Below are 22,704 nucleotides of genomic sequence, written 5' to 3' on the forward strand. Positions count from 1 at the left end.
GTCACGAGCCCAGCGGGCGCAGCAGGGACCGGGAGATGATGTGGCGCTGGATCTCGCTGGTGCCGTCCCAGATCCGCTCGACCCGCGCATCGCGCCAGAACCGCTCGACGGGCAGCTCGGCCATCAGGCCCATCCCGCCGAAGACCTGCACCGCCCGGTCGGTGATCCGGCCCAGCGCCTCGGAGGCGTAGAGCTTCGCCATCGCCGCGTCCCGGTCGGTCATGAGCCCGCGGTCGAGCTTGGCCGCGGCGCGCAACGTCAGCAGCTCCGCGGCCTCCAGCTCGGTGGCCATGTCCGCCAGCGGGAAGCTCACGCCCTGGAACCGGCCGATGGTCTGGCCGAACTGCTCGCGCTCGGCGGCCCACTCCGCGGTCATCTCCAGCACCCGCCGCGCGCGCCCGACGCTGGTGGCGGCGACGCTGAGCCGGCTCGCGCCGAGCCATTCGCCCATCAGCTCGAACCCCGCGCCTTCCGCGCCGAGCCGCTGCCCGACCGGGATCCGGCAGTCGGTGAAGGCCAGTTCGCACTGGTGGTAGCCGCGGTGCGACACGCAGGGCGAGCCTTGGCGGACCTCCAGGCCCGGCGTATCCAGGTCCACCAGGAACGCCGAGATGAGGTTGCGCGGACCGCGCGGGGTCTGCTCGGTGCCGGTGGCGGCGAACAGGATCACGAAGTCGGCGACGTCGGCGTGGCTGATGAAGTGCTTGGTCCCGCTGATGACGTAGTCGTCGCCGTCGCGGACCGCGCGGGTGGTCATGGAGCGCACGTCGGAACCCGCGCCCGGTTCGGTCATGGCCAGGCAGTCGTGCCGTTCGCCGCGGACGGCGGGCAGCAGGTAGCGATCGCGCTGCTGCCCTTCGCAGGCCTGCAGGATGTTGCTGGGCCGGGCGACCAGCATCTGCAGCGCGTAGCCCGCCCGCCCCAGTTCGCGTTCGACGAGGGTCATGCTGGTCGCGTCCAGCCCGCCGCCACCGAGCTCCTCGGGCATGTTGGCCGCGTAGAGACCGGCGGCGATCGCCTTGCGGCGGATCTCCTCGGCGAGTTCGGGCGGCACCTCGTCGAGGCGTTCCACCTCGTCCTCGTGCGGCGCCAGTTCGGTGGTGACGAACCGGCGGACCGTGTCGACGATCATCCGCTGTTCGCCGGTGAGCTCGAAGTCCACTGCTGCTCCTGGAGGTCGCTCGGGGGTCGTCTTGCGCGCGGCGGCGCGGCCGCTCGCGGATCAGCGCCGGATGCCCAGCGGGCGGCCGACCAGGTCCGGGACCGGCAGGACCGCGTGGGCGCGGTGCAGGGCGTCCAGCCGGTGCTGGAGGTGGGCGGGCAGCTCGCAGGACCGCCCCGCCCGGGTGTCGACGTGCACCAGCAGCTGCTCGGCGGCGGCCAGCAGCACGTCGGTGTCGCCGTGGCGCATCTCGTGGAAGACGTGCACCCGCTTGGCATCGCGGTCGAGCACCCGCAGGCTCAGCGCGAGCGGTTCGCCCTCGGCGGCCTCGCGCCGGTGGTGGAGGCGGGTTTCCACCGTGTACAGGGAGCGTCCGCCCTCCCGGTACTGCTCGTCGATCCCGAGGTAGCGGAAGAAGGCGTCGGAGTTGTCGCCGAACACGAGCAAGTAGCAGGACTCGCTCATGTGCCCGTTGTAGTCGACCCACCGCGGGCTGACCGTCGTGCGGTGCAGCCGCAGCGGCGCCGGGATCTCCGCCGCGTCATCCCACGGGCGGTGCCCGCTGCCTTCGTACGGCGTGACGACTCGTTCCATGTTATCTCACATTACGCGTCGACTGTTCGTAATGTGCGACGCTAGAGGAGCGCGGTGCGCACCGTCAAGGCCGCCCGGCCGCGCCGCACCGCGGCGGGAGGGCTGGACTAGGGTGGGGCCATGAGCGCCGGAGCAGCAGCGCACGCGACCGAGGAGCAGGCGCGCGGCGGACGCGTGCAGTCCGTGGATCGCGCCGTCGCCCTGCTCAACGCGGTGTCCGGCAGCGCCCCGGAGGGCCGCTCCGCCGCCGAGCTGGCCGTCGAGTGCGGGATCAACCGCGCGACCGCCTGGCGGTTGCTGGCCACCCTCGAACATCACGCGCTGGTCGAGCGCGACCCGGTCACCAACCGCTACTCCATCGGTTTCGCGGTCAGCCGGATGGCCGCCACCGCCGGGGTGGACGGCCTGGTCCGCCGCGCGCACGACGTCCTGGAGCGGATGAGCCGGGAGTCCGGTGAGACCGCGAACCTCGCGGTGGTGCAGCGGCTCGGTCTGACCTACGTGGACGAAGTGGTGCCGCCGGTGGTGCTCAGCGCGCGGTGGCTCGGGCGGCAGATCCCCATCCACGCCACCTCGGCGGGCAAGGCGTTCCTCGCCTGGCTGCCCGACGACGAGGTCGAGTCGATGCTCGCCTCGCCGCTGGCGGAGTTCACCGAGACGACCCGCACCGACCGCGCCACCCTGCTGGCGGAGCTGGCCGACATCCGGCAGCGGGGTTACAGCGTCAGCATCGGGGAACTGGAGGACGAGGTCTACGGCATCGCGGCCCCGGTGCTGGACCCCAGGCGACGTCCGTTCGCCATCGTCAGCATCTGGGGCCCGCGCGACCGGGTGGCGGAGTCCCGGTTCCCGGAACTGGGCGCGCTGGTCCGCCGCGGCGCGGAGGAGATCGCCGCGGCGGCGGGGTGACCCCGAGGCCGGCGGTCAGCCTGCGAGGTGGTCCAGGACGGCGCCGACGACGTCGTCGGTGCCCGCGGTGCCGCCGACGTCGGGGGTGAGCACGGCCGCCGCGGTGGTGGCGTCGAGGGCGGCGCGCAGCCGCGCAGCCTCGGCGGGCAGATCGAAGTGGTCGAGCATCAGGGCGGCGCTGCCCAGCGCGCCGATCGGGTTGGCCACGCCCCGGCCCGCGATGTCGGGCGCCGAACCGTGCACCGGCTCGAACATCGAGGGGAAGCGCCGTTCCGGGTTGAGGTTGGCGCTGGCCGCCAGCCCGAGGCTGCCCGCCAGCGCCGAGCCGAGGTCGGACAGGATGTCGGCGTTGAGGTTCGAGGCCACCACCACCGACAGGTCCTCGGGGTGCAGCACGAACTTCGCCGACATCGCGTCGACCAGCACGCTCTCGGTCGCCACGTCCGGGTAGTCCGGCGCGACCCGGGCGAAGAGCTCGTCCCACAGGACCATGCCGTACTGCTGGGCGTTGCTCTTGGTCACCGAGGAGACCTTCTTCTCGGACCGGGTCCAGGCCAGGTCGAAGGCGAAGCGCAGGATCCGCTCGCAGCCCCGCTCGGTGAACAACGCCGTCTGCAACGCCACCTCGTTGCCGGGGCCGCGCCCGGCGAGGTTGCGCCCGCCGAGCCCGGCGTACTCCCCTTCGCTGTTCTCCCGCACCACGACCCAGTCCAGCTCGGTGCTGTCGGCGGCGCGCAGCGGCGAGACGACCCCCGGGTGGAAGCGGACCGGTCGGACGTTGGCCCACTGGTCGAAGTTCTGGCAGATCCGCAGCCGCAACCCCCACAGGCTCACGTGATCCGGCACCGAGGGCCAGCCGACGGCGCCGAAGTACAGGGCGTCGTAGTCGGCGAGCACGTCCAGGCCGTCCTCGGGCATCATGAGACCGGTCTTCTCGTAGTAGCCGCAGCCCCACGGGAACTCGGTCCAGTCGAAGGCGAAGGCTCCGCCGGACCTCGCGGCCAGCGCGTCCAGCACGGTCCGCCCGGCGGCGACCACCTCGGGACCCACGCCGTCGGCGGGGATGGCGGCGATCCGGAACGTGCGCGGCGCGTGCGGTGCGGACATCGCTGGGCTCCTCGGTGCGGTCGGCTCTTCCGTGCTGGTCCGAGTCAATCCCGGCGGGTCGCGCAGGTCCAACACGCGTTGCCGATGCCGTTCATAGGGTCCGGCTATCCCCGCTGCCCACGCGGTCGCCGCGGGTGCGGGTCAGATCGGCAGGTTCACCGCGGCCATCGGGGCCCGCAGCCACGACAGCATCGCGCCCCACAGGCCGGTGACCAGCAGCACGCCGATGACCAGCAACAGGACACCGCCGCCGACCTGCACGGCGCGCACGTGCCGCCGCAGCCAGTCGGTCATCGACACCGCCCAACCGAGCCCCGCGGCGAGGCCGAGGAAGGGCAGTCCCAGCCCGGCCGCGTAGGCGACCACGAGCAGCACGCCGCGTCCGGTGGTCTCGGTGCCCGCGGCCAGGGCGATCACCCCGGTCAGCGTGGGCCCGAGGCAGGGCGTCCAGCCGAGGCCGAAGACCGCGCCGAGCGCCGGGGCTCCGAGCAGGCCCGCCCGAGGCAGGGCGTGGATCCGGTACTGGCGCTGCAGCGCCGGGAACAGCCCGAGGAAGGCCAGTCCCATGAGGATGGTGACGACACCGCCGATCCGCTGGAGCAGCAGCTCGTTGCGCAGCAGCGCGTCGGAGGCGCCGAGCACGACCACCGCGGCGGCGGTGAACACCGCGGTGAACCCGGCGATGAACAACGCCGTGGCCAGCAGCAGCCGTCCGCGACCGCGGCTGCGCGCGCTCCCGTCGGGCGCCTCGGCACCCGCCAGGCCCGCCAGGTAGGCCAGGTATCCGGGCACCAGGGGCAGCGAGCACGGCGAGGCGAACGAGACCACCCCGGCGGCCAGCGACAGGAGCGCGGCCAGCACCAGCGGACCGGACATGACGAATTCGGTCATCGACTGCCTCCCGTTCGACGGATGCGCGGGCCGCTCCACCGCCGCGGACCGGACTCACGTCTACTATGCAACTTAGTTGATGGGGCGGTGGCACCGGGTCCACCGCGGGCCCGCACTACCCTCGGGGAGGGAAGGCCGGAGGTGGGCATGCAGGGCTTGGGAGAGCTGGAGAGCGCGGTCATGGACGCGCTCTGGAACTCGGATCGGCCGCGGACCGTGCGCGAGGTGCTCGCCGAGCTGAACCGGACGCGGGCGCTGGCCTACACCACGGTGCAGACGGTGTTCGACAACCTCCACCGCAAGGGCTGGGTCCACCGCGAGCTCCAGCGGCGCGCCTACCACTACGTCCCGACCGAGACCCGCGACGCGGCCGCCGCCCGGGCGCTGCGCGCACTGCTCGACTCCAGCGGGGACCCCGAAGGCGTCCTGCTGCACTTCGCGCAGTCCGCCTCCGACGACGAGACCGCGGCGCTGCGCCGCGGCCTGCGGCGGCGCCGGAGCAGGCCGTGATGCTCGCCGGGGCGCTGCTGCTGGGCGTGGCGCTCGTCGCCTGCGGCGCCCCCGCGGTGCTGACCGGCATGATCCGCCATCGCGTCGAACCGCAGACCGCGCTGGCCTGCTGGCTGGCCGCGGTGTCCACGACCGCGCTCACCGCGGCGGCGGCGCTCGTGGTGATCGTGCTGCCCGGGCACGGACCGACTCCCCTGCTCGTCGAGGCGCTGCACCACTGCTGGGCCGTGGTCCGCCACGGCGCCACGCCGAAGCTGCACGTGGTGACCACGCTGGTGCTGCTCGTCGGACTCGCGGTGCCGCTGACCCGGGTGGGGTCGGAACTGCTGCGGTTCTCGCGGCGGCGGCAGCGGACCCACCGCAGGCACCTCGCGCTGCTGCGGATCACCGCTGCGCCCGACGACGCCGGAGTGGCCACCCTCCGGCTCCCCCACGCCGCGCCGATGGCCTACAGCGTCGCGGGCTCCCCCGGCTTCGTCGTGGTCACCGACGGACTGGAGCGCGCCTTGCGGCGGAACGAGGTCGCGGCCGTGCTCGAACACGAGCGCGCGCACCTGCGCGGTGCGCACCACGCGCTGATCGGACTCGCCGACGCGGTGGCGCGGGCCGCGCCCCGGATCCCGCTGCTGCGCCGATCGCCGGAACTGGTGCGCACGCTGGTCGAACTCGCCGCCGACCGGGTCGCCGCCCGGTCGCACGGCACCGCCGCCGTGCGCGATGCGCTGCTGGCGCTGTCCGGGCACGCCGACCGGCGAGCACCGCGGCACGCGCTGGCCATGGCCGAGGACGCGGTGGACACCCGGCTGCACCACCTCGACACCGCCCGGCTCCCCGCCGGCCGGGTGCGCCGCGGCCTCACCGCGAGCGCGGCGGGCCTGGTCACCACCGCCCTGCCCGCCGTCGCGGGCACCGGAGCGCTCGCGGGCTTCCTGCTGGCGGTCTGCCCCGCGCTGGTCGGCTGAAGCGGAACGGGAGCACCGCGCCGAGCGCCTCGCCGATCTACTAAGCTTTCTAGTAGAACGGGGCGTCCGCGGCCCCGGCCGCACCGCCCGCAGGAGGTTTCCGGTGTCCGCTCACCACCGCACCCGGAGCCGGCGCGCGGCCGCCCTGGGCTGCGCGTGCTCGGCCGTCCTGGTCGGCGTCCTCGCACCGGAGGTCGCCGCCCTGCCCGCCGATCCCACCGCGACGGCCGAATCCCGGATCGTCGCGGTCGCCGAGCGGAATCCGGCCGGAGGCCCACCCGAGGCACCGCCGGTCGACACCGCACCGCCGGAGTCCGAGCGGCACCGCAACGAGGCGGGAGCGGGCCTGTTCGAGCAGATCGTCACCGTCGGCGCGCTGGCGACCTCGGCCCTCGGGGTCGCCGCCGCCTTCGCGCTGCGCTCGGGGCGCGCGCGGTAGCCGCCGCGCCATCTACTAGCCTCACTAGTAGACAGGCGGCGATGCGGGAGCCGCTTGCGCGCCCTCGGGAAGGCCGTGATGAGCAAGAACCTCCTGTGGACCCTCGTCGTGATCGGGACGGCGGCGGTCGTGATCTTCACCGTGCTGGTGGTCAGCGGACCGCCGGGCGCACCGACGAGCCAGTCGGCGCGCTCGGGCGCGGTTCCCGAAGAGCTGCTGGTCCGCCCGGACAGCCACCGGTTGTCCACCGCACCGCGGAGCGAGGTCACCCTGGTCGAGTTCCTCGACTTCGAGTGCGGCTCCTGCGGCGCCGCCTACCCGGCCGTCGAGCAGCTCCGCCGCGACTACGCCGGGCGCCTCGACTACGTCGTGCGGTACTTCCCGGTTCCCAGCCACCGCAACGCCGACCTCGCCGCCCAGGCCGCCGAAGCCGCCGCGACCCAAGGCGAGTTCGAAGCGATGTACCGGATGCTGTTCGAGAACCAGGACGCGTGGGCGGGCGCGCAGGAGTCGCAGGAGGCCACGTTCGTCGGGTACGCGGAGCGGATCGGCCTGGACACGGCGCGGTTCCGCACCGACCTGCACAGCCCGGCCACCGCGGAACGGGTGCAGCGGGACCGGGACGACGGGCTCGCCGCAGGCGTGACGGGCACGCCGACGTTCTTCCTCAACGGCGAACAGCTGCGGCCGGAGTCCTACGGCGACCTCGTCGCCGCGGTCGAGGACGCCCTCCGGCGCTGACCCCGCCGCCGCCCCGCGGGTGACGCCGACCAGCCGCCCGCCCGGGTGAGCATCTCCCGGTGCGGTGTCCCGGAACGGGTCGCTCGCGCGGGTCGTACCGAGTGAGGGGCGTGTGGTCCGCCCTCCGGGGTCCGCTGCTGCGAACGCGGCACGCTCGCCGGCCGGACATCCGGCGTTCATCCCGGTGTCGTGATCGTCCGGATCGCCGGACAGCTCCCGCGGCTAACGTTCCCTCGCTTGTCCCACCACGAGGAGGAGGACGCCATGTCCGAGGAACGTTCCGCAGGGCTGGGTCGGCGAGGTTTCCTCACCGGCGGCGGAGCCGGCATCGCCGCGTTGACGGCGCTGGGCCCGCTCAACGCGCTGGGCGCCCGGACCGCGGGGGCCGCGCCGCTGGTCAAGGCCGACGAGAGCCCGGACTACGGGCCGCTGCGCCCGGTCAAGGACCGGGCCACGGGATTGCCGCTGCTGGCCCTGCCGCGCGGCTTCGAGTACACCAGCTACGGTTGGACCGGCGACCGGATGTCCGACGGCGTCGACACGCCGGGGATGCACGACGGGATGGCGGCCTTCCACCGCCCCGACGGCACGATCGCCTTGGTCCGCAACCACGAGCAGGACGGCTACTCCGGGGCGTTCACCGACCCCTCCTACGACGCGAACGCCATCGGCGGCACCACGAACCTGGTGTTCGACCCGGACAAGGGCGAGTTCCTGGAGTCCTGGGCGAGCCTGAGCGGCACGATCCGCAACTGCGCCGGCGGGCCGACCCCGTGGGGGAGCTGGCTCACCTGCGAGGAGACCACCGACATCGGCGCCGACGGGACCCGGCACGGCTACGTGTTCGAGGTGCCGCACGACCGGAAGGGCGATCCGCGTCCGCTGACGGCGATGGGCCGGTTCTCCCACGAGGCCCTGTGCATCGACCCCCGCTCCGGCATCGTCTACCTGACCGAGGACGACACCCCGGCCGGGTTCTACCGGTACCTGCCCGCCAAGCCCGGCGATCTCCGCGCCGGCGGCGAGCTGCAGATGCTGGTCGTGCGGACCCCGGACGGCTCCTCGTACAACACCTACACCGACGGCACCGGCACCGAGTACCGGACCGCCTGGGTGACGATCGACAACCCGGACTACGCGCCGGGCGAGACGCGTCCCGCTGAGCAGGGCGCCGCCAAGGGCGCGGCCGTGTTCAGCAGGCTGGAGGGCGCGTGGTGGGGCAACGACCGCGCCTACCTCGTCTCCACCGACGGCGGGCCGACCGGGCAGGGCCAGGTCTTCGAGTACGACCCGGAGACCGAGACCATGCGCGTGCTGTTCGCCTCCCCCGACGCCGCGGTCCTGAACAACCCGGACAACCTCGCGGTCAGCCCGCGCGGCGGGATCGTGCTGTGCGAGGACGGCAGCGAGGGCGAGTACGTGCACGGCCTGACCACCGATGGCGTGGTGTTCCCGTTCGCCCGCAACGACGTGGTCGTGCCGGTCGGGGGCGCGCCGGGCAAGTCGGTCCCGCCCGGCGACTACCGCGGCTCCGAGTGGTGCGGCGTGACGTTCGAGCCGGAGAACGGCAACTGGCTGTTCGTCAACCTCCAGACGCCCGGCATCACCTTCGCCATCACCGGCCCCTGGCGGACCGGCTCCCTCTGACACCGGCCCGGCCGAGCCGCCACGCGGCGGCTCGGCCATCCGGCCCGCGCATCGACGAGCCGCAACGGACCCTTGTACCCTACGGGGGTAACGTACGGACGTTCGGCAGCCGGGAGGGATTCCGATGCGACGGGTGCTGCACCTGCAACAGGCGCACGGCGGGAGAGCCGCGCTCGCCGGATGGACCGCCGCGGTGCACGTGTGCTGCCACCGGCTCGTCCCCGCCATCAGCGCGGAGGTCCGGCGGAAGGGCGGAACCGGCGAACTGGTCCTCCGGCTCGTGGCCTCGGCATTGCCGCACTGCCACCGGACGGCGCGGCGGTGACGGGCCGGTGGTGGGCGCGATCCGCGCACCACCACCGACCCGCCCGATCAGTCCGCCCCGGCGCCGTCGGCCCGTTCCGCCGCGGCGAAACCTCCCCGCGCGTGGGACCCATCGCAGAGCGGCTTGTTCGCGGACAACCCGCATCGGCACAGCAGGCGGGTCCGGCCGGGACCGAGGTCGTACGCGTTGTTCTCGTGGTCGACCAGCCGGACCGGTCCTTTCACCTGGTACGGCCCGTTGTCCACTGCCTTGATCACCACCAGCGGCTCGTCCGGGGACGGGTCTTGGCTCGGCACTCGCCCAGTCCCCCGTCAGCTCGCCAGCTCGTAGCCGGCTTCGCCGACCGCGCGGCGGATCGCCTCCGGATCGACCGAGGAGTCGCCGACCACCGTGAGCCGACCGTCACTGATGTCCACATCGACCTCGGTGACCCCGGCGACGCCGGTGACCGCACCGGTCACCTTGTTCATGCACCCGGAGCACGTCATGCCCTTCACGATGTAGGTGCTCTCACCCATGGAACTCCCTTCCTTGTACGGTACCCCCGTAGGGTATGAGCGTAGGAGGAAATCCGCGACGGCACAAATCTCCCCGTCAAGACGCTCCCGGCGGGCCGCGTGGGTCCACAGCGGACGCCGGGCCGTCAGCGTGGCCAGGCCGGGTCCAGCTCGGCGTCGAGCCGGTAGCGGTGCGCTGAGCGCGCCGCCTCCGAGCATGAGCGGGCGTTCGGGCACGCGGCGCAGCACCCGGGGCGCGGTCACCACGATCAGCGCCGATCCGAGGCCGTAGCCGGCCAGCGCCCCGGCGGCCAGCACCGGACGGTCCCGGTCTGCCTGGGCCTGGAACGGCTGCTGTTCGCACCTGGCCGAGCTCCGGCTCAGCGGACTGGTGACCACCCGCCGCGACGGCCGCCGGGCCCTCTACAGCACCCGCGGCGGCCACGTCCGCCGACTGCTCACCGAAGCCGTCGACGCCGCCGAGCACCACCTCACCCAGGCCCCGGACCACGACTGACCACCCCTGCACCCGGCGATCTTGCCGCGGTCCGGATCCGACACACTGGCGCCATGCCCACCGAGCAGGAACGCAAGGAAGTCGCCGTCGCCTATTGCGAACGGGTCACCGCGGGAGATGTCGAGGCCATCCTGGAGCTCTTCGAACCGGACGCGGTGATCGAGGACCCGGTCGGCACCGGCCCGGTCGCCGGTCACGCGGCGCTGCGCGACTACTACCGCAACATCGTCGACAACTACCGGTCGCGCGTGGAGCCCGGTGAGCCCCGGGGCAGCCACGAGGGCACCTTCGTCGCGCTGCCGATCGTGGTGAGCGCGACGATCGACGGCACGACCAGCAGCGTCAACTCGGTGGACGTCTTCGAGATCAACGACGCGCACCGGATCACCCGCATGTGGGCCTACTGGGGACCGTCGGACATCCGCTGATCGGAAGGGGCGGGCCCACCTCCGGGCCTGCCCCGCAACCGTCCGCTCAGGGCTTGCGGGCGATGCCGCCCAGCTCCCAGAGCTTCTTGGGCCCCGCGGGGTCGGGCGGGAACTCGCCGAAGGGCGAGTCGGTCACCGACCACACCGGGTCCTCGGGGTCGGGACGCCAGTTCACGACGTCGACCAGCCCCGGTTCCACGAGTTCCAGGCCGGTGAAGAACCCGGCGACCTCCTCCGGGCTGCGCACCCGGCCCCAGGTCGTGCTGCTGGTCATGAACTCGGTGAAGTGCGCGGCGGCCTGCTCGTCGTCGCTGACGATGTGGGACAGCACCAGGTAGCTGCCGGAGGGCACGGCGTCGAGCATCCGGGCCACCACCGCACCGGGATCGGCGTCGTCCGGGATGCAGTGCAGGACCGACACGTACAGCGCCGCGACCGGTTCGGTGAAGTCGATGAGCTGCCGCGTCCGCTCCTCGGCGAGGATCGACTCCGTCGCGCCCATGTCGGCGTGCAGCACCGCGGTGTTGCCATCCTCGGCGAGCAGCACCCGCCCGTAGGCGAGCACGACCGGGTCGTTGTCGATGTAGACGACGCGGGAGTCCGGCTCGGAGCGCTGGGCGATCTGGTGCACGTTGTCCGCCGTGGGCAGGCCGCTGCCGTGGTCGATGAACTGCCGGATCCCGCACTCGGCGGCCAGGAAGCGCACCGCCCTGCGGAGGAACGAGCGGTTCTCCCGGGCGAACAGCAACGCCTCCGGCACCTCGGCGACGAGCGCGTGGGCGACGTCCCGGTCGACCTTGAAGTTGTCCTTGCCGCCGATCGCGTAGTCGTAGATCCGGGCGACGCTGGCCACCGTCGGGTCCACCGCGGCGCTCCACGTGTCGAAGCGGCCCGAACTCGGTGATTCCGGGGTGTGCATGCGCGCGCCCTTCACGAAAGCCATGATCACGATACTGCCCGGTAGGCTACCGCACGACGAGCGGCGGACAACCCGCCGGAACCCCGGGCGCGCACCGCACTGTGCGCTGCGTCACGCCGACAGAGGCCCGGGGGCGCCCGAAACGAGCGTCCCCGGGCCCGGCCGTCCCGCCGGCTAGTGCTGGCGCCCGTGGGGTGGGCGTGCGTCCGACAGGGCAGCGCAGGTGATGATCAGCGCGGCCACGACCAGCGCGATCGTGCCTACATCGACGAGCACGTCGGTGAGCATGGTTCACCTCCCGGAGGTGGCGGGTTCCTTCGCGCTGCGGCGGGCGTGGAGGCTGGTCAGCGTGACGGTCGTCAGGATCACCACGATGACCGCCAAGGACAGCAGCGTGGGGACCTGCGGCACGGCGGGCCAGACCCCGTGGGCCCAGTGCAGCACCAGCTTCACGCCGATGAAGGCGAGGATCAGCGCGAGCCCGTGGTTGAGGTGGACCAACTTGGACAGCGCCTGGTGCAGCACGAAGTACAGCGCCCGCAGCCCCAGCAGGGCGAAGGCGTTGGTGGCGAACACCAGGTACGGGTCCTCGGTGATCCCGTAGATGGCGGGCACCGAATCCACGGCGAAGACCACGTCGGTGGCGAAGATCGCCACGACCACCACGGCCAGCGGGGTCAGGGCACGTCGCCCGCCCTCGCGCACCGTCATCTGGGTACCGCGGTAGTCCTCGGTGACCGGCATCAGCCGGCGCAGGAACCGCACCGACCGCATCTCCGAGACGTCCTTGTCGAACGCGGACCCGCGGACCGCCTCGTGCATGATCTTGGCTGCCGTGATGAACAGGATCAGGCCGAACACCAGGAAGGCCCACGTGCCGGCTTGCAGCAGAGCCGCACCCGCGGCGATGAAAACACCGCGCAGCACCAGGGCTCCGACGATGCCGTACAGCAGAACGCGCTGCTGCAACGCGAACGGCACGGCGAAGCCGGACAGGATGAGCATGAACACGAACAAGTTGTCCACGGACAACGACTTCTCGACCACGAACCCGGTGGTGAACTCCAGCGCTTGACCACCGCCGTAGAACGCCCACAGACCCAGGGCGAAGACGAACGGCAGGGCCAGGTAGAACACCGACCAGCCCACGGCCTCGCGGATCGAGACCTCGTGGGGCTTGCGGGTCACCAGGAAGTCCGTGACCAGCAGCGCCAGCAGCACGGCGATGCTGATCCCCCACAGCCAGGGCGAACCGATCGACTGCTCCGGGGCGGCGAGAACCATCGCGGAATCGGACACAGGCGTCTCCTCGAACCTCATATCGGCCGAGGTCTCCTTCACCCGCGCGGGGTGGCCACCCGGGGGCACCTGTGCGTGCCCGTACTGACCGGGGCCGGCCCGAGGAAGTACTCCCCTCACGATCGAGTGTGGATGAATCTCCGGACCATCGGCAACCCGGGGGCGGCAGTGTTACCACCGTCACCCCCGGCGCCCGCAGACGCGTCCCGGTACCCGGTTTCGCGCCGCCCCACCCCGGGTATCCGGGCCATCGCTACCCGGGCCGGGCGCCGGTGGCGAGCCCGCGCAGGACCGGCGGCAGCGGGTCGCGGTGCACGACGCCGAGGCGCTGGGTGGCGCGGGTGAGGGCCACGTAGAGCTCGGCCGCGCCGCTCGGGCCGTCGGCGAGGATCCGCCCCGGATCCACGACCAGGACCGCGTCGAACTCCAGGCCCTTCGTCCTCGAGGCGGGGACCGCGCCGGGCACGTCCGGTGGACCGATCACGACGCTCGTTCCGTCGCGCCCGGCCTCGTCCCGCACGAACTCCTCGACGGCGGTGGGGAGCGCGTCCTCGGTGACGTGCCGGGACCAGGGCTCGACCCCGCACGCGCGGACCGACTCCGGTGGCCGGACGCCGGGCGCGAACTCGGCGAGCAATGCCGCGGCGACGGCCATGATCTCCGCGGGCGTGCGGTAGTTCACCGACAGCGACCGGTAGGCCCAGCGGCCGGGGACGTACCGGTCCAGCATCGCTCCCCAGGCGGTCGCCCCGGCCGCCGACCGGCGCTGCGCCAGATCGCCGACCACCGTGAAGGACCGGCTCGGGCAGCGCCGCATCAGCACCCGCCAATCCATTTCGGACAGTTCTTGGGCCTCGTCGACCACGACGTGCCGGTAGGTCCAGTCCCGGTCCGCGGCGGCGCGGTCGGCGAGGTCGCGGGTGTCGCGCTCGACGAAGCGCTCGGCCAGGTCCTCGGCGTGGAGCAGGTCCTGGGCGAGCAGGTGGTCCTCGTCGTCCATCAGGTCGTGGCGCTCCACGTTGAGGATCTCCAGCACGCCCGCGGCGTACCCGGCCTCGGCCGCGCGCTCGCGTTCGGCGGTCCGGTCGGCGGGCTCGGCACGGCCCAGCAGGTCGACCAGCTCGTCGAGCAGCGGCACGTCCGAGACCGTCCAGGCGGCGCCGTCGGCGCGCAGCAGCACCTCGCCGGTGCCCGCCGCGCGCAGCCGCTCGGGGGACTCGTACAACCCCGCCAGCAGCGCCTCCGGCGTCAGGACCGGCCAGAGCCGGTCGAGCGCGGCGGTGAACGCGTCGTGCTCGGCGAGCTCCACGAGCAGGTCCGCGCGGAGCTGCTCCCAGGCCTCGCGGTCGTCCCGGGTCAGCCAGCCCCGGCCGATCCGGGCGATCGCCCGTTCGGTGAGCACGTAGGTGACGATCTCGGTGAACACGGCGCGGGCCTCGTTGTGCGGCAGACCGCTCGCGCGCGCCTCGTCCCGGGCCCACTCCGCGGTCTCGGCGTCGATGCGCACCACGACGTCGCGCAGCTCGATCGGCTGCGGGTGCTCCGGCAGCCGCTGCCGGTCGGCGATCGCCGCCGCGAGCACGTCGAGGATCCGCAGCGAACCCTTGAGCCGCGCGGCAGCCGGGGAGTCCTCCGCGGTGACGCGCAGGCCCGGGACGAGATCGCCGGTGGTGCGGAACACCACTTCGGACTCGCCCAGCGACGGCAGCACCCGGCCGATGTGGTCCAGGAACGCCGGATTGGGCCCCACCACGAGCACGCCGTGGCGTTCCATCCGCTCCCGCTGGGTGTAGAGCAGGTACGCGACCCGGTGCAGCGCCACCACGGTCTTGCCCGTGCCGGGGCCGCCTTCGATCACCACCACGCCCGGGTGGTCGAGCCGGATGATCGCGTCCTGCTCCGCCTGGATCGTCGCCACGATGTCGCGCATCCCCGCACCGCGCGGCGCGTCGACCGCCGCGAGCAGCGCCGCGTCACCGCGCTCGTCACCCCCGAGGCGGCCGAAGACCTCGTCGGTGAAGTCGTGCACGCGGCGCCCGCGGGTGTGGAACTGGCGGCGTCGGCGCACGTTCTCCGGATTCGCGCCGGTGGCGGTGTAGAACGGCCGCGACGCCGGTGCCCGCCAGTCGAGCAGCACCGGTTCGTACTCGTCGTCCTCGTCGAACAGGCCGATCCGGCCGATGTAGGCCCGGTCGCCGGAGGCGGTGTCCAGCCTGCCGAAGCACAGCCCGTTGTCCGCCGCGTCCAGCCGCTCGGCTTCCCGGGCCAGCGCCCGAACCTCGACGTCCCGCTCCACGGCCGTCCCGCCGTGGCCCCGCAACGCCGCGGTGCGCTCGCGCTGCACCCGCGCGCGCTCGGCGTCGAGCCGCGCGTAGAGACCGGCGACGTAGTCCCGCTCCGACCGCAGCTCGTCCTCATCGTGAGTCGACACATTCCCTCGCAGTGGCTGAACAGGTGGCGGGTCCGGGAGCGCGGCCGACACCCGCTCCCGAGGCCCCGGAGAACCGGCGCGTCCGTCAGCGCACGTGCCGACCGGCCGGGAGCACCACGCGCACTTCCGTTCCCGCGGCTCCCGGATCGGTTCCGGCGATTCTGCGGTAGCACCCGGGCCTTGCCGCAAGCCCCCGGGTGAGCTATACGTTGGGAGTGGGAGGGAGTGCTCTCCCCGATCATCCGCCGTGGATCGGCGATCTTCCCCGCTCGACGTGCCGGCCGTGACCCGGACCGGGTCGTAGAGCTCACCGCGGTCCCGCCCGGCGAGCGCGGCGACGGCCACGGGGCGGTAGGGCGGACGGGAGGTGCTGCCCGAGGTCCTCGCCCAGCAGTTCGGCGATGCCTCCCGTCGACGGGGGCCCGAGGTCTTGCCCTGGTCGTGGGCGGTGCCGATCGTGGTGCAGCGCTTGATGTGCTCCGCGGAGGTCGGCGACCGTCGCGTCGCGCGAGGTCCGCGGAGCAGCGCGCTCGGGCCGGTCGAGCCCTCGGAGATGTCGGCGCGCGTTTAGCGCGGTGCGGACCGGACGCGGCGAGGTCGCCGGGGTCAGGTGAGCGCGCGGATGGCCTTCTCGAAGCCGATGACGTGCTCGTGGGCCAGTTCGCCGACCTCGTCGACCTCTCCCGCGGCGACACCCCGGAGCAGATCGACGTGCTCGCTGATGTGCCGGTCCAAATGGGACATCCGGTCGACGAACAGGCAGTGGATGCGGGTGGCGAGGTTGTGGTAGCGGACCAGGGTGTCCTGCAGGTGCGGGTTCCCGGCGGCCTGGTAGATCATCCGGTGGACGCGCAGGTCCCACCGCATGAGCTGGCCGCGTTCGATGGTCCGCACGTCGATGGCCTCGATCCGATCCGCGAGCTCGACCAGTTCGGCACTCATCTCGCGGCTCGCCATCCGCGCCGCACGGCGGGCGGCGAGCGGCTCCAGCTGCACCCGGATCTCCGAGATGTAGGCCAGATCGGTGATGTCGACCGCGGTCGCGAAGGTGCCCCGACGCGGGTAGGAGACGACCAAGCGGTCCACCTCCAGCCGCTTGAGCGCTTCCCGGACGGGAGTCCGGCCGATGCCGAGCGTGCTGCTCAGCGCGCCGTCGTCGATCGGCGCCATCGGCGGGATGTCCAGCATGATCAGCAGCTCCTGGATCGCGGAGTACGCGCGGTCGGCCAGCGAGAGGGGCGCGCGTTCGGACTCCTGCGAGGTAGCGGTCACGCCGTCAATCCTAAGCCCCCGCCCCGCCGGACCCCGGCCAACCCGCAGCAGATCACCTTTTGATATATTAGTCGCGCATTCAGGTCGACTCCCTCGCAGCCGGTTTGGAGCCTCCATGACCCTCTCCGCGTTCGACCTGTTCACCGTGGGTATCGGGCCCTCCAGCTCGCACACGGTCGGCCCGATGCGGGCCGCCCACCTCTTCGTGGCACGGCTGCGCGACACCGGGCTCCTGCCCCGCACCGAGCGGGTGCGCTGCGAGCTGTTCGGCTCGCTCGGCGCGACCGGGCACGGCCACGGCAGCGTCGCGGCGGTCATCCTCGGCCTGTCCGGGCAGCAGCCGCACCTCGTGGACCCGGTGGCCGCACGACCCCGGGTGCGGGCGGTGCACGACGAGGGCCGCCTCGTGCTCGGGGACGAACGCGGGATCGCCTTCTCCGCCGACGAGGACATCGTGCTGCACCGCGGGAAGCGCCTCGACTTCCACAGCAACGGCCTGGTCTTCGAAGCCCTGGACGGCATCGGGCACCGGCTCGATCGCCGCGAGTACTACTCGGTCGGCGGTGGCTTCGTCCTGGACGAGGACGAGACCGGGCGGCGCGTGCTCGTCGAGGACGAGTCCGCCGTGCGCCACCCGTTCCGCACCGGGGACGAACTGCTCGGCCGCACCCGCGAATCCGGCCTGCGGATCAGCGACGTCATGCTGGCCAACGAGCTCTCCTGGCGCACCGAGGAGCAGACCCGGTCCGGGCTGCTGCACATCTGGTCGGTGATGCAGGAGTGCGTCGAGCGCGGCACCCGCACCGACGGCGTCCTGCCCGGCGGTCTGCGGGTGCGGCGGCGGGCCGGGCAGCTGCGCGCGCACCTGGAGTCGGCCGCCGACGACGGCGACGCCCTGCGCGCGATGGAGTGGGTCACCCTCTACGCGCTCGCGGTCAACGAGGAGAACGCCGCGGGCGGCCGGGTCGTGACCGCACCGACCAACGGCGCAGCGGGGATCGTCCCGGCCGTGCTGCACTACTGCCGGAAGTTCCTGCCGTCGTTCTCCGACGACGCGGCCGTGCGCTTCCTGCTCACCGCAGCCGCGATCGGCGTGCTGTTCAAGGAGAACGCCTCGATCTCCGGAGCGGAGGTCGGCTGCCAGGGCGAGGTGGGCTCGGCGTGCGCGATGGCGGCGGCGGGGCTCGCCGAGATCCTCGGCGGCAGCCCGGAGCAGGTGGAGAACGCCGCGGAGATCGGCATCGAGCACAACCTCGGCCTGACCTGCGACCCCGTCGGCGGGCTGGTGCAGATCCCCTGCATCGAGCGCAACGCCGTGGCGTCGGTCAAGGCGATCACCGCCGCGCGGATGGCCGTGCGCGGCGACGGGCAGCACCTCGTCTCGCTCGACAAGGCGATCAAGACGATGCGCGAGACCGGGGCGGACATGAAGGACAAGTACAAGGAGACCGCTCGCGGCGGACTGGCGCTCAACATCGTCGAATGCTGAGCGCCTGATCCCCCGCCCCGCCGGTGCGGCGGACGAGCACCTCGACGCGGTCTACGGCCACAGCCGTTCGGTCGTCCAGCCGGCTCCGGCACGGCGGTAGCGCAGCCGGACGTGCCGCCGGTCGTGGTCGGCCTGCCAGAACTCCACGGTGCCGGGTTCGACGACGTAGCGGGTCCAGGAGTCCGGCACCAGGTCGGGGTCCTGCTGCACCTGCCGGTCGGCGTCCTCGGCCGCGCGGACCAGCTCGCCGGGATCGGTGAGCACCTCGGATTGCCGTCCGATCAGCACCTCGGCGCGGGAGGCGGGCGGACGGTCGCGGAAGTCCGCCGCCGAGGTCTCCGCACCGCACGCGCTGACCGATCCCCGCACCCGGACCTGACGGCCCAGGGCCGGCCAGAAGAAGGTCAACGCCGCGCGGGGGTTCACCGCCAGCTGCCGCCCCTTCGGGCTCCGCGCGCTGCTGGCGACGAAGAAACCGGACTCGTCGACCTCCTTCAGTATCACCACGCGGGCATCAGGCGCGCCCTCCGCGTCCACCGTGGACAACGTGACCGCGTGCGGGGCGAGCACCTGCTCCCCCGCCTCTTCCAGCCACGCGCGGAACAGCACGTGCGGCGCGGACGGCACCGCACCCGGGTCGAACGGGGGAGCTGCGCGGGGAAGGACGGCCAGTGCCGGAGTCGGGTCATGCCACGATTCTCCCGCCCCGCCGCGACGGTCGCGGAACCTGGCTGCGGTCCGCCGCACGGCACGGCCGGTGAGGATACCGCTGGACGACGGCGGGGAATCGGACGTCGACCGGAGCCGGCCCGGATCAGAGGCTGGCCGCAGCGCCGGGCCGGCGGCCGGTGGGCGTCCCGACCTCGACCAGCGCCCCGCGGAGGAAGTCGACGAGCTCGTCGCGGGCGTCGAGGGGCAGGACGTGCGCGACGTGCTGGTCCGGCCGGACGACCACCAGGGCTCCGGCGTCCCGGTCGACCCCGCGCAGCTCGAAGACGTCGCGGGCCGGCTCCGGGCAGCAGACCTTCTCGTAGTCGACGAGCCCGAACCGCCCCTTGCGCGGCAGCAGGGCCGGCGGGAGGTCCTCGACCGTGACGTCGCGGTGCCCCTGCTGGAGCACGGCGCGGAAGTCGATCACCGAGTCGGGGTCGGCGCCCGGCGGGGTGAACCGGGCTATCGGCGAGTCCGCCGAGGCCAGGAAATCGGCGAGCGCACGCAGCCGGGAACCGGGGGCACCCGGGTGGGCCCGGTCGGCGAACGCGTGGAGGCGCCAGGCGCCGTCGGCCCGGTGCGCGTGACCGAGGTGCACCGGCTTGGCGTCGGCCATCCGGATGACCGGCGCGGAGTGGAACCGCATCCCGATCTGGAAGCCCTCCGCCAGGTGCTGGTGGGTCGGCGCCGCGGTGAGGAGGGAGGGCCGATAGCGGTTCGCGACCCCGGCGGTGAACCGGCCCTGCTCGCGGAAGTAGCGCTGGAACCGCGTCGGGTCGTCCGCCTCGTCGCCGTCCGGCCGCTCGCTGAACAGGGCGGCGAACTCCCGGTCGAAGTCGATGAGTTCGCGGGCGACCTCCTGGCGCTCCTCGGAATAGGTGCGCAGCACCTCGGGCCGCGAGGTGCCGCGGAGCACCGTTGCGATCTTCCACCCGAGGTTCCAGGCGTCGGCCATCGAGACGTTCATGCCCTGCCCGGCCTTCGCGCTGTGCGTGTGGCAGGCGTCGCCGGCGATGAAGACCCGGGGCAGGCGGGTGCCGTCCTCGTCGTCGGGGACGTCGTCGAAGCGCGCGCACAGGCGCTGGCCGACCTCGTAGACGGCCCACCAACCGACGTGCCGCACGTCGATGCTGTAGGGGTGCAGGATCCGGTTGGCGACCGCGGCGAGCTCGTCCGGGGTCGCGCTGCGGTCGCGCAGCATCTCGGCGTCGCGGTCGTTGTCGAGCTCGATGTAGAGCCGGACCAGGTACCCGCCTTCGCGCGGGATGATCAGGACGCTGCCCTGCTCGGAGGTGATGGCGGACTTCAGCCGGATGTCGGGGAAGTCGGTGGTGGCGAGGACGTCCAGCACGCCCCACGACTGGTTGGTGGTGTCGCCCTCGAGGCGGCGTCCGATGGACTCGCGGGTGGCGCTGCGCGAGCCGTCGCAGCCGACGACGTACCGGGCGCGCAGGGTCGAGACCTCGCCGGTCGGCTCGAAGTCCGCCACGTGCTGCAGCGTGACCTCGACCGGGTGCTCGGCGGTGGTGTCGGGGTCGACCCGGACCTCGGTGGCGTGCAGGCCGTAGAACGGTTCGGCGCGGGTGGCCGAACGGCGCATGTGGTCGCGCAGGTAGGCCAGCATCCGCGCCTGGTTGACGATCATGTGCGGCATCTCGGAGAGGTCGTCCTCGACGTCGTTGATGCGCCCGGTGCGGACGATCGAGGAGCGGTCCTCGGGGTCCGGGCGCCAGAAGGTCACCTCGTTGACCTGGTACCCCTCGTGGACGAGCTGGTCGGCCAGGCCGAACGCCTCGAACATCTCCACCGTGCGGCACGCGACGCCGTCGGCCTGGCCGACCTCGAGCGGTCCGTCCCGGCGGTCGACGATCACGGTGTGGATCTCGGGGAACTCGGCGAGCTGGGCCGCCAGCAGCAGCCCGGCCGGACCGCAGCCGATGATCAGGACATCCGCGGTCTCCGGCAGGCCGCTGGGACGCTCGGCCAGGGACGGGTGGGGTTCCGCGACGAACGGGTCGCCGGGCTGGTAACCGTCGAGGTAGAACTGCACTGGTCTAGCTCCTCTGGGCGTCGAACTGCCCCGGCGGCGCCCGGGGGAAGCGCAGGGGCGGCGCGACCCCGCCGCGGACGTACCGGGGGGTACGTGCCATCGTGCGGCAGTTGCGCCCTGCGGAACAGTCCGTTCTTCTATGAGGAACCTCGTGCAGCGACGGCGCCGACCGGATCGAGCTGGACCGGTGACCCGGGTGGCGCGGGGAGCCGTTCCTCCCCCGCGCCACCCGGATCGGCTCCCGGGCCGGTGCTCAGCGCACCGGTTGCAGGCGCAGCACGTTCCAGGACAGCGGCGGGAGCTGCGCGGTCAGCGCACCGTCCCGCACCACCGCCCCGGGGACCGCTCGCGGGCTCACCCGGTCCGGGTGCAGCGCGCTGTTGCGGGCGTGGCGGTCGGCGTCGGCCAGCGCGCGGTGCTCCACGGCCCGGACCTCGCCCAGCGCGCGCACGTCGGCGACCAGGTCCAGCGGCCGGTCGGTGGCCCGGTTGACGGCCAGCAGCACCACCGCGTCGTCCTCCTGCTGGACGGCGGTGCAGTGCAGCAGGTCCACCTCGCCGTGCTGCGCCGTCGCGTGCCGGTCGGAGCGGGGTTCGACGCGCAGCACCCGACCGCGGCCCCAGCGCGCCGCGTCCGCGAACGGGTGGAAGGTGGTCTGCCGCCAGGCGGGACCGCCCGGTTCGGTCCGGATCGGGGCGATCGCGTTGACGAGCTGGGCCAGGCACGCCACCGTCACCCGGTCGCAGTGCCGCAGCAGCGTGACGAGCAGGCTGCCCACCACGACGGCGTCGGTGACCGTGTAGTGGTCCTCGAGCAGCCGGGGGGCGACCTCCCACCGGGGTTCGGTCTCGGGGTCGCGGAGGCGGCGGTACCACACGTTCCACTCGTCGAAGGACAGCTCCAGCTCCTTGGGGCTGCGCCGCACGGCGCGGACGTGGTCGCAGGTGGCGACGACGGACCGGATGAAGTGCTCCATGTCCTGCGCCGAGGCGAGGAAGCTGTCCACGTCGCCGTCGGACTCCTCGTAGTAGGCGTGGCAGGAGATGTGGTCCACGTGCTCGTAGGCGTGCTCCAGCACGGTGGCCTCCCAGGAGCCGAACGTCGGCATGGACGAGTTCGAGCTGCCGCAGGCCACCAAGGTGAGGTCCGGGTCGGTCATGCGCATGAGGCGGGCCGTCTCGGCGGCGACGCGACCGTACTCCTCGGCGGTCTTGTGGCCCATCTGCCACGGCCCGTCCATCTCGTTTCCCAGGCACCACAACCGGATCCCGTGCGGGTCCGGCACCCCGTGCGCGCGCCGCAGGTCCGACCAGGCGGTGCCGCCGGGGTGGTTGCAGTACTCCAGGAGCTCGCGGGCCTCCTGCGGACCGCGGGTGCCGAGGTTCAGCGCCATCATCGGTTCCACCCCGGCCGCTTCGGTGAACCGCATGAACTCGTTGAGCCCGAACTCGTTGGTCTCGACCGACCGCCACGCCGGGTCCAGCCGCCGCGGGCGGTCCCCGACGGGCCCCACGCCGTCCTCCCAGCGGTAGCCGGAGACGAAGTTGCCGCCCGGGTAGCGGACCAGGGTCACGCCGAGCTCGCGCACCAGGTCGAGCACGTCCTGCCGCAGCCCGTCCGGGCGCGCCGCGGGGTGATCCGGCTCGTGGAGTCCGGTGTGGACGCACCGGCCGAGGTGTTCGACGAACGAGCCGAACAACCGCGGATTCGGTTCTCCCACCGCGAAGTCCGGGTCGATCGTCAGGGCGGCCCCCGCCCGTTCGGCGTCGCTGGAGCTGGTCATGCGTTCCCCTCCTGCTGCTCT

At 72.9% G+C, this 22,704-nt stretch carries 23 protein-coding genes and 1 pseudogene; 10 read left to right on the forward strand and 14 right to left on the reverse strand.

What is annotated here, in order from left to right:
- Position 1: 1 nt before the first annotated feature.
- Both ACQP0T_RS17120 and ACQP0T_RS17125 read right to left on the reverse strand, forming a co-directional pair.
- Positions 2–1,162 carry an acyl-CoA dehydrogenase family protein gene (locus ACQP0T_RS17120; RefSeq protein ID WP_433868971.1) on the reverse strand — a complete coding sequence of 387 codons (1,161 nt, stop codon included), beginning with the start codon at positions 1,160–1,162 and terminating at the stop codon, positions 2–4.
- Positions 1,163–1,222: 60 nt separating this feature from the next.
- Positions 1,223–1,756, reverse strand: a complete 534-nt coding sequence (locus tag ACQP0T_RS17125) for a thioesterase family protein (protein ID WP_433868972.1) — start codon at positions 1,754–1,756, stop codon at positions 1,223–1,225.
- 120 nt (positions 1,757–1,876) lie between these two features.
- Between ACQP0T_RS17125 and ACQP0T_RS17130 the strand changes: the two genes are divergently transcribed.
- Positions 1,877–2,665 carry an IclR family transcriptional regulator gene (locus ACQP0T_RS17130; RefSeq protein ID WP_433868973.1) on the forward strand — a complete coding sequence of 263 codons (789 nt, stop codon included), beginning with the start codon at positions 1,877–1,879 and terminating at the stop codon, positions 2,663–2,665.
- A gap of 15 nt (positions 2,666–2,680) precedes the next feature.
- On the opposite strand, the gene ACQP0T_RS17135 is transcribed toward ACQP0T_RS17130, so the two are convergent.
- Both ACQP0T_RS17135 and ACQP0T_RS17140 read right to left on the reverse strand, forming a co-directional pair.
- Positions 2,681–3,772 carry a tartrate dehydrogenase gene (locus tag ACQP0T_RS17135; RefSeq protein WP_433868974.1) on the reverse strand — a complete coding sequence of 364 codons (1,092 nt, stop codon included), beginning with the start codon at positions 3,770–3,772 and terminating at the stop codon, positions 2,681–2,683.
- A 141-nt stretch (positions 3,773–3,913) separates the two neighbouring features.
- Positions 3,914–4,663: a cytochrome c biogenesis CcdA family protein gene (locus ACQP0T_RS17140; protein WP_433868975.1), complete on the reverse strand. Its 750-nt coding sequence runs from the start codon at positions 4,661–4,663 to the stop codon at positions 3,914–3,916.
- Between the two features lie 147 nt (positions 4,664–4,810).
- On the opposite strand from ACQP0T_RS17140, the gene ACQP0T_RS17145 reads away from it, so the two are divergent.
- From ACQP0T_RS17145 to ACQP0T_RS17170, 6 genes are all read left to right on the forward strand, one after another.
- The gene (locus tag ACQP0T_RS17145) at positions 4,811–5,173 is read left to right on the forward strand and encodes a BlaI/MecI/CopY family transcriptional regulator (RefSeq protein WP_345361209.1); all 363 of its coding nucleotides are present in this window, start codon (positions 4,811–4,813) and stop codon (positions 5,171–5,173) included.
- Positions 5,173–6,135: a M56 family metallopeptidase gene (locus tag ACQP0T_RS17150; protein WP_433868976.1), complete on the forward strand. Its 963-nt coding sequence runs from the start codon at positions 5,173–5,175 to the stop codon at positions 6,133–6,135. Before ACQP0T_RS17145 ends, ACQP0T_RS17150 begins: the two co-directional genes overlap by 1 nt.
- A 103-nt stretch (positions 6,136–6,238) precedes the next feature.
- Positions 6,239–6,574, forward strand: a complete 336-nt coding sequence (locus ACQP0T_RS17155; RefSeq protein WP_433868977.1) for a hypothetical protein — start codon at positions 6,239–6,241, stop codon at positions 6,572–6,574.
- A gap of 78 nt (positions 6,575–6,652) precedes the next feature.
- A complete protein-coding gene (locus tag ACQP0T_RS17160; RefSeq protein WP_433868978.1) occupies positions 6,653–7,315 on the forward strand; it encodes a DsbA family protein in 663 nt (220 codons plus the stop codon).
- A gap of 264 nt (positions 7,316–7,579) precedes the next feature.
- Positions 7,580–8,962 carry an alkaline phosphatase PhoX gene (locus ACQP0T_RS17165; protein ID WP_433868979.1) on the forward strand — a complete coding sequence of 461 codons (1,383 nt, stop codon included), beginning with the start codon at positions 7,580–7,582 and terminating at the stop codon, positions 8,960–8,962.
- A gap of 124 nt (positions 8,963–9,086) precedes the next feature.
- Entirely contained in the window at positions 9,087–9,287 is a 201-nt protein-coding gene (locus ACQP0T_RS17170) for a hypothetical protein (protein ID WP_433868980.1), read from the forward strand.
- Between the two features lie 47 nt (positions 9,288–9,334).
- Here the strand turns inward: ACQP0T_RS17170 and ACQP0T_RS17175 are convergent, their stop codons facing one another.
- Entirely contained in the window at positions 9,335–9,583 is a 249-nt protein-coding gene (locus ACQP0T_RS17175) for a CDGSH iron-sulfur domain-containing protein (protein ID WP_433868981.1), read from the reverse strand.
- Between the two features lie 15 nt (positions 9,584–9,598).
- Positions 9,599–9,805 (reverse strand): heavy-metal-associated domain-containing protein, encoded by a 207-nt coding sequence (locus ACQP0T_RS17180; RefSeq protein WP_345361224.1) that lies wholly within the window; start codon positions 9,803–9,805, stop codon positions 9,599–9,601.
- Positions 9,806–10,175: 370 nt separating this feature from the next.
- On the opposite strand from ACQP0T_RS17180, the gene ACQP0T_RS17185 reads away from it, so the two are divergent.
- Positions 10,176–10,301: a hypothetical protein gene (locus ACQP0T_RS17185; protein ID WP_433868982.1), complete on the forward strand. Its 126-nt coding sequence runs from the start codon at positions 10,176–10,178 to the stop codon at positions 10,299–10,301.
- A gap of 53 nt (positions 10,302–10,354) precedes the next feature.
- Positions 10,355–10,729: a nuclear transport factor 2 family protein gene (locus ACQP0T_RS17190; RefSeq protein WP_433868983.1), complete on the forward strand. Its 375-nt coding sequence runs from the start codon at positions 10,355–10,357 to the stop codon at positions 10,727–10,729.
- 46 nt (positions 10,730–10,775) lie between these two features.
- On the opposite strand, the gene ACQP0T_RS17195 is transcribed toward ACQP0T_RS17190, so the two are convergent.
- The 5 genes and pseudogenes from ACQP0T_RS17195 to ACQP0T_RS17215 all read right to left on the reverse strand — a co-directional run bounded on the left by ACQP0T_RS17195 (position 10,776) and on the right by ACQP0T_RS17215 (position 16,650).
- The gene (locus tag ACQP0T_RS17195) at positions 10,776–11,672 is read right to left on the reverse strand and encodes an SAM-dependent methyltransferase (RefSeq protein WP_433868984.1); all 897 of its coding nucleotides are present in this window, start codon (positions 11,670–11,672) and stop codon (positions 10,776–10,778) included.
- A gap of 267 nt (positions 11,673–11,939) precedes the next feature.
- Complete coding sequence (locus ACQP0T_RS17200) at positions 11,940–12,968, reverse strand: TerC/Alx family metal homeostasis membrane protein (RefSeq protein ID WP_433868985.1); 1,029 nt, start codon at positions 12,966–12,968, stop codon at positions 11,940–11,942.
- 232 nt (positions 12,969–13,200) lie between these two features.
- Positions 13,201–15,378: an RNA polymerase recycling motor ATPase HelR gene (gene helR, locus ACQP0T_RS17205; RefSeq protein WP_433868986.1), complete on the reverse strand. Its 2,178-nt coding sequence runs from the start codon at positions 15,376–15,378 to the stop codon at positions 13,201–13,203.
- 330 nt (positions 15,379–15,708) lie between these two features.
- Positions 15,709–15,933 (reverse strand): annotated as a pseudogene (locus tag ACQP0T_RS17210) (hypothetical protein); the annotation flags it as partial.
- A 51-nt stretch (positions 15,934–15,984) separates the two neighbouring features.
- Complete coding sequence (locus tag ACQP0T_RS17215; RefSeq protein ID WP_433868987.1) at positions 15,985–16,650, reverse strand: GntR family transcriptional regulator; 666 nt, start codon at positions 16,648–16,650, stop codon at positions 15,985–15,987.
- A 115-nt stretch (positions 16,651–16,765) separates the two neighbouring features.
- On the opposite strand from ACQP0T_RS17215, the gene ACQP0T_RS17220 reads away from it, so the two are divergent.
- Positions 16,766–18,139 (forward strand): L-serine ammonia-lyase, encoded by a 1,374-nt coding sequence (locus tag ACQP0T_RS17220; RefSeq protein ID WP_433868988.1) that lies wholly within the window; start codon positions 16,766–16,768, stop codon positions 18,137–18,139.
- 51 nt (positions 18,140–18,190) lie between these two features.
- Here the strand turns inward: ACQP0T_RS17220 and ACQP0T_RS17225 are convergent, their stop codons facing one another.
- From ACQP0T_RS17225 to ACQP0T_RS17235, 3 genes are all read right to left on the reverse strand, one after another.
- Entirely contained in the window at positions 18,191–18,766 is a 576-nt protein-coding gene (locus ACQP0T_RS17225) for a pyridoxine/pyridoxamine 5'-phosphate oxidase (RefSeq protein WP_433868989.1), read from the reverse strand.
- Between the two features lie 187 nt (positions 18,767–18,953).
- The gene (locus ACQP0T_RS17230) at positions 18,954–20,900 is read right to left on the reverse strand and encodes an FAD-dependent monooxygenase (RefSeq protein ID WP_433868990.1); all 1,947 of its coding nucleotides are present in this window, start codon (positions 20,898–20,900) and stop codon (positions 18,954–18,956) included.
- Positions 20,901–21,153: 253 nt separating this feature from the next.
- Positions 21,154–22,683 carry an alpha-N-arabinofuranosidase gene (locus ACQP0T_RS17235; protein WP_433868991.1) on the reverse strand — a complete coding sequence of 510 codons (1,530 nt, stop codon included), beginning with the start codon at positions 22,681–22,683 and terminating at the stop codon, positions 21,154–21,156.
- Positions 22,684–22,704: the final 21 nt, after the last annotated feature.

The organism is Saccharopolyspora sp. CA-218241 (assembly GCF_050954615.1).
GTDB lineage: Bacteria > Actinomycetota > Actinomycetes > Mycobacteriales > Pseudonocardiaceae > Saccharopolyspora > Saccharopolyspora cebuensis.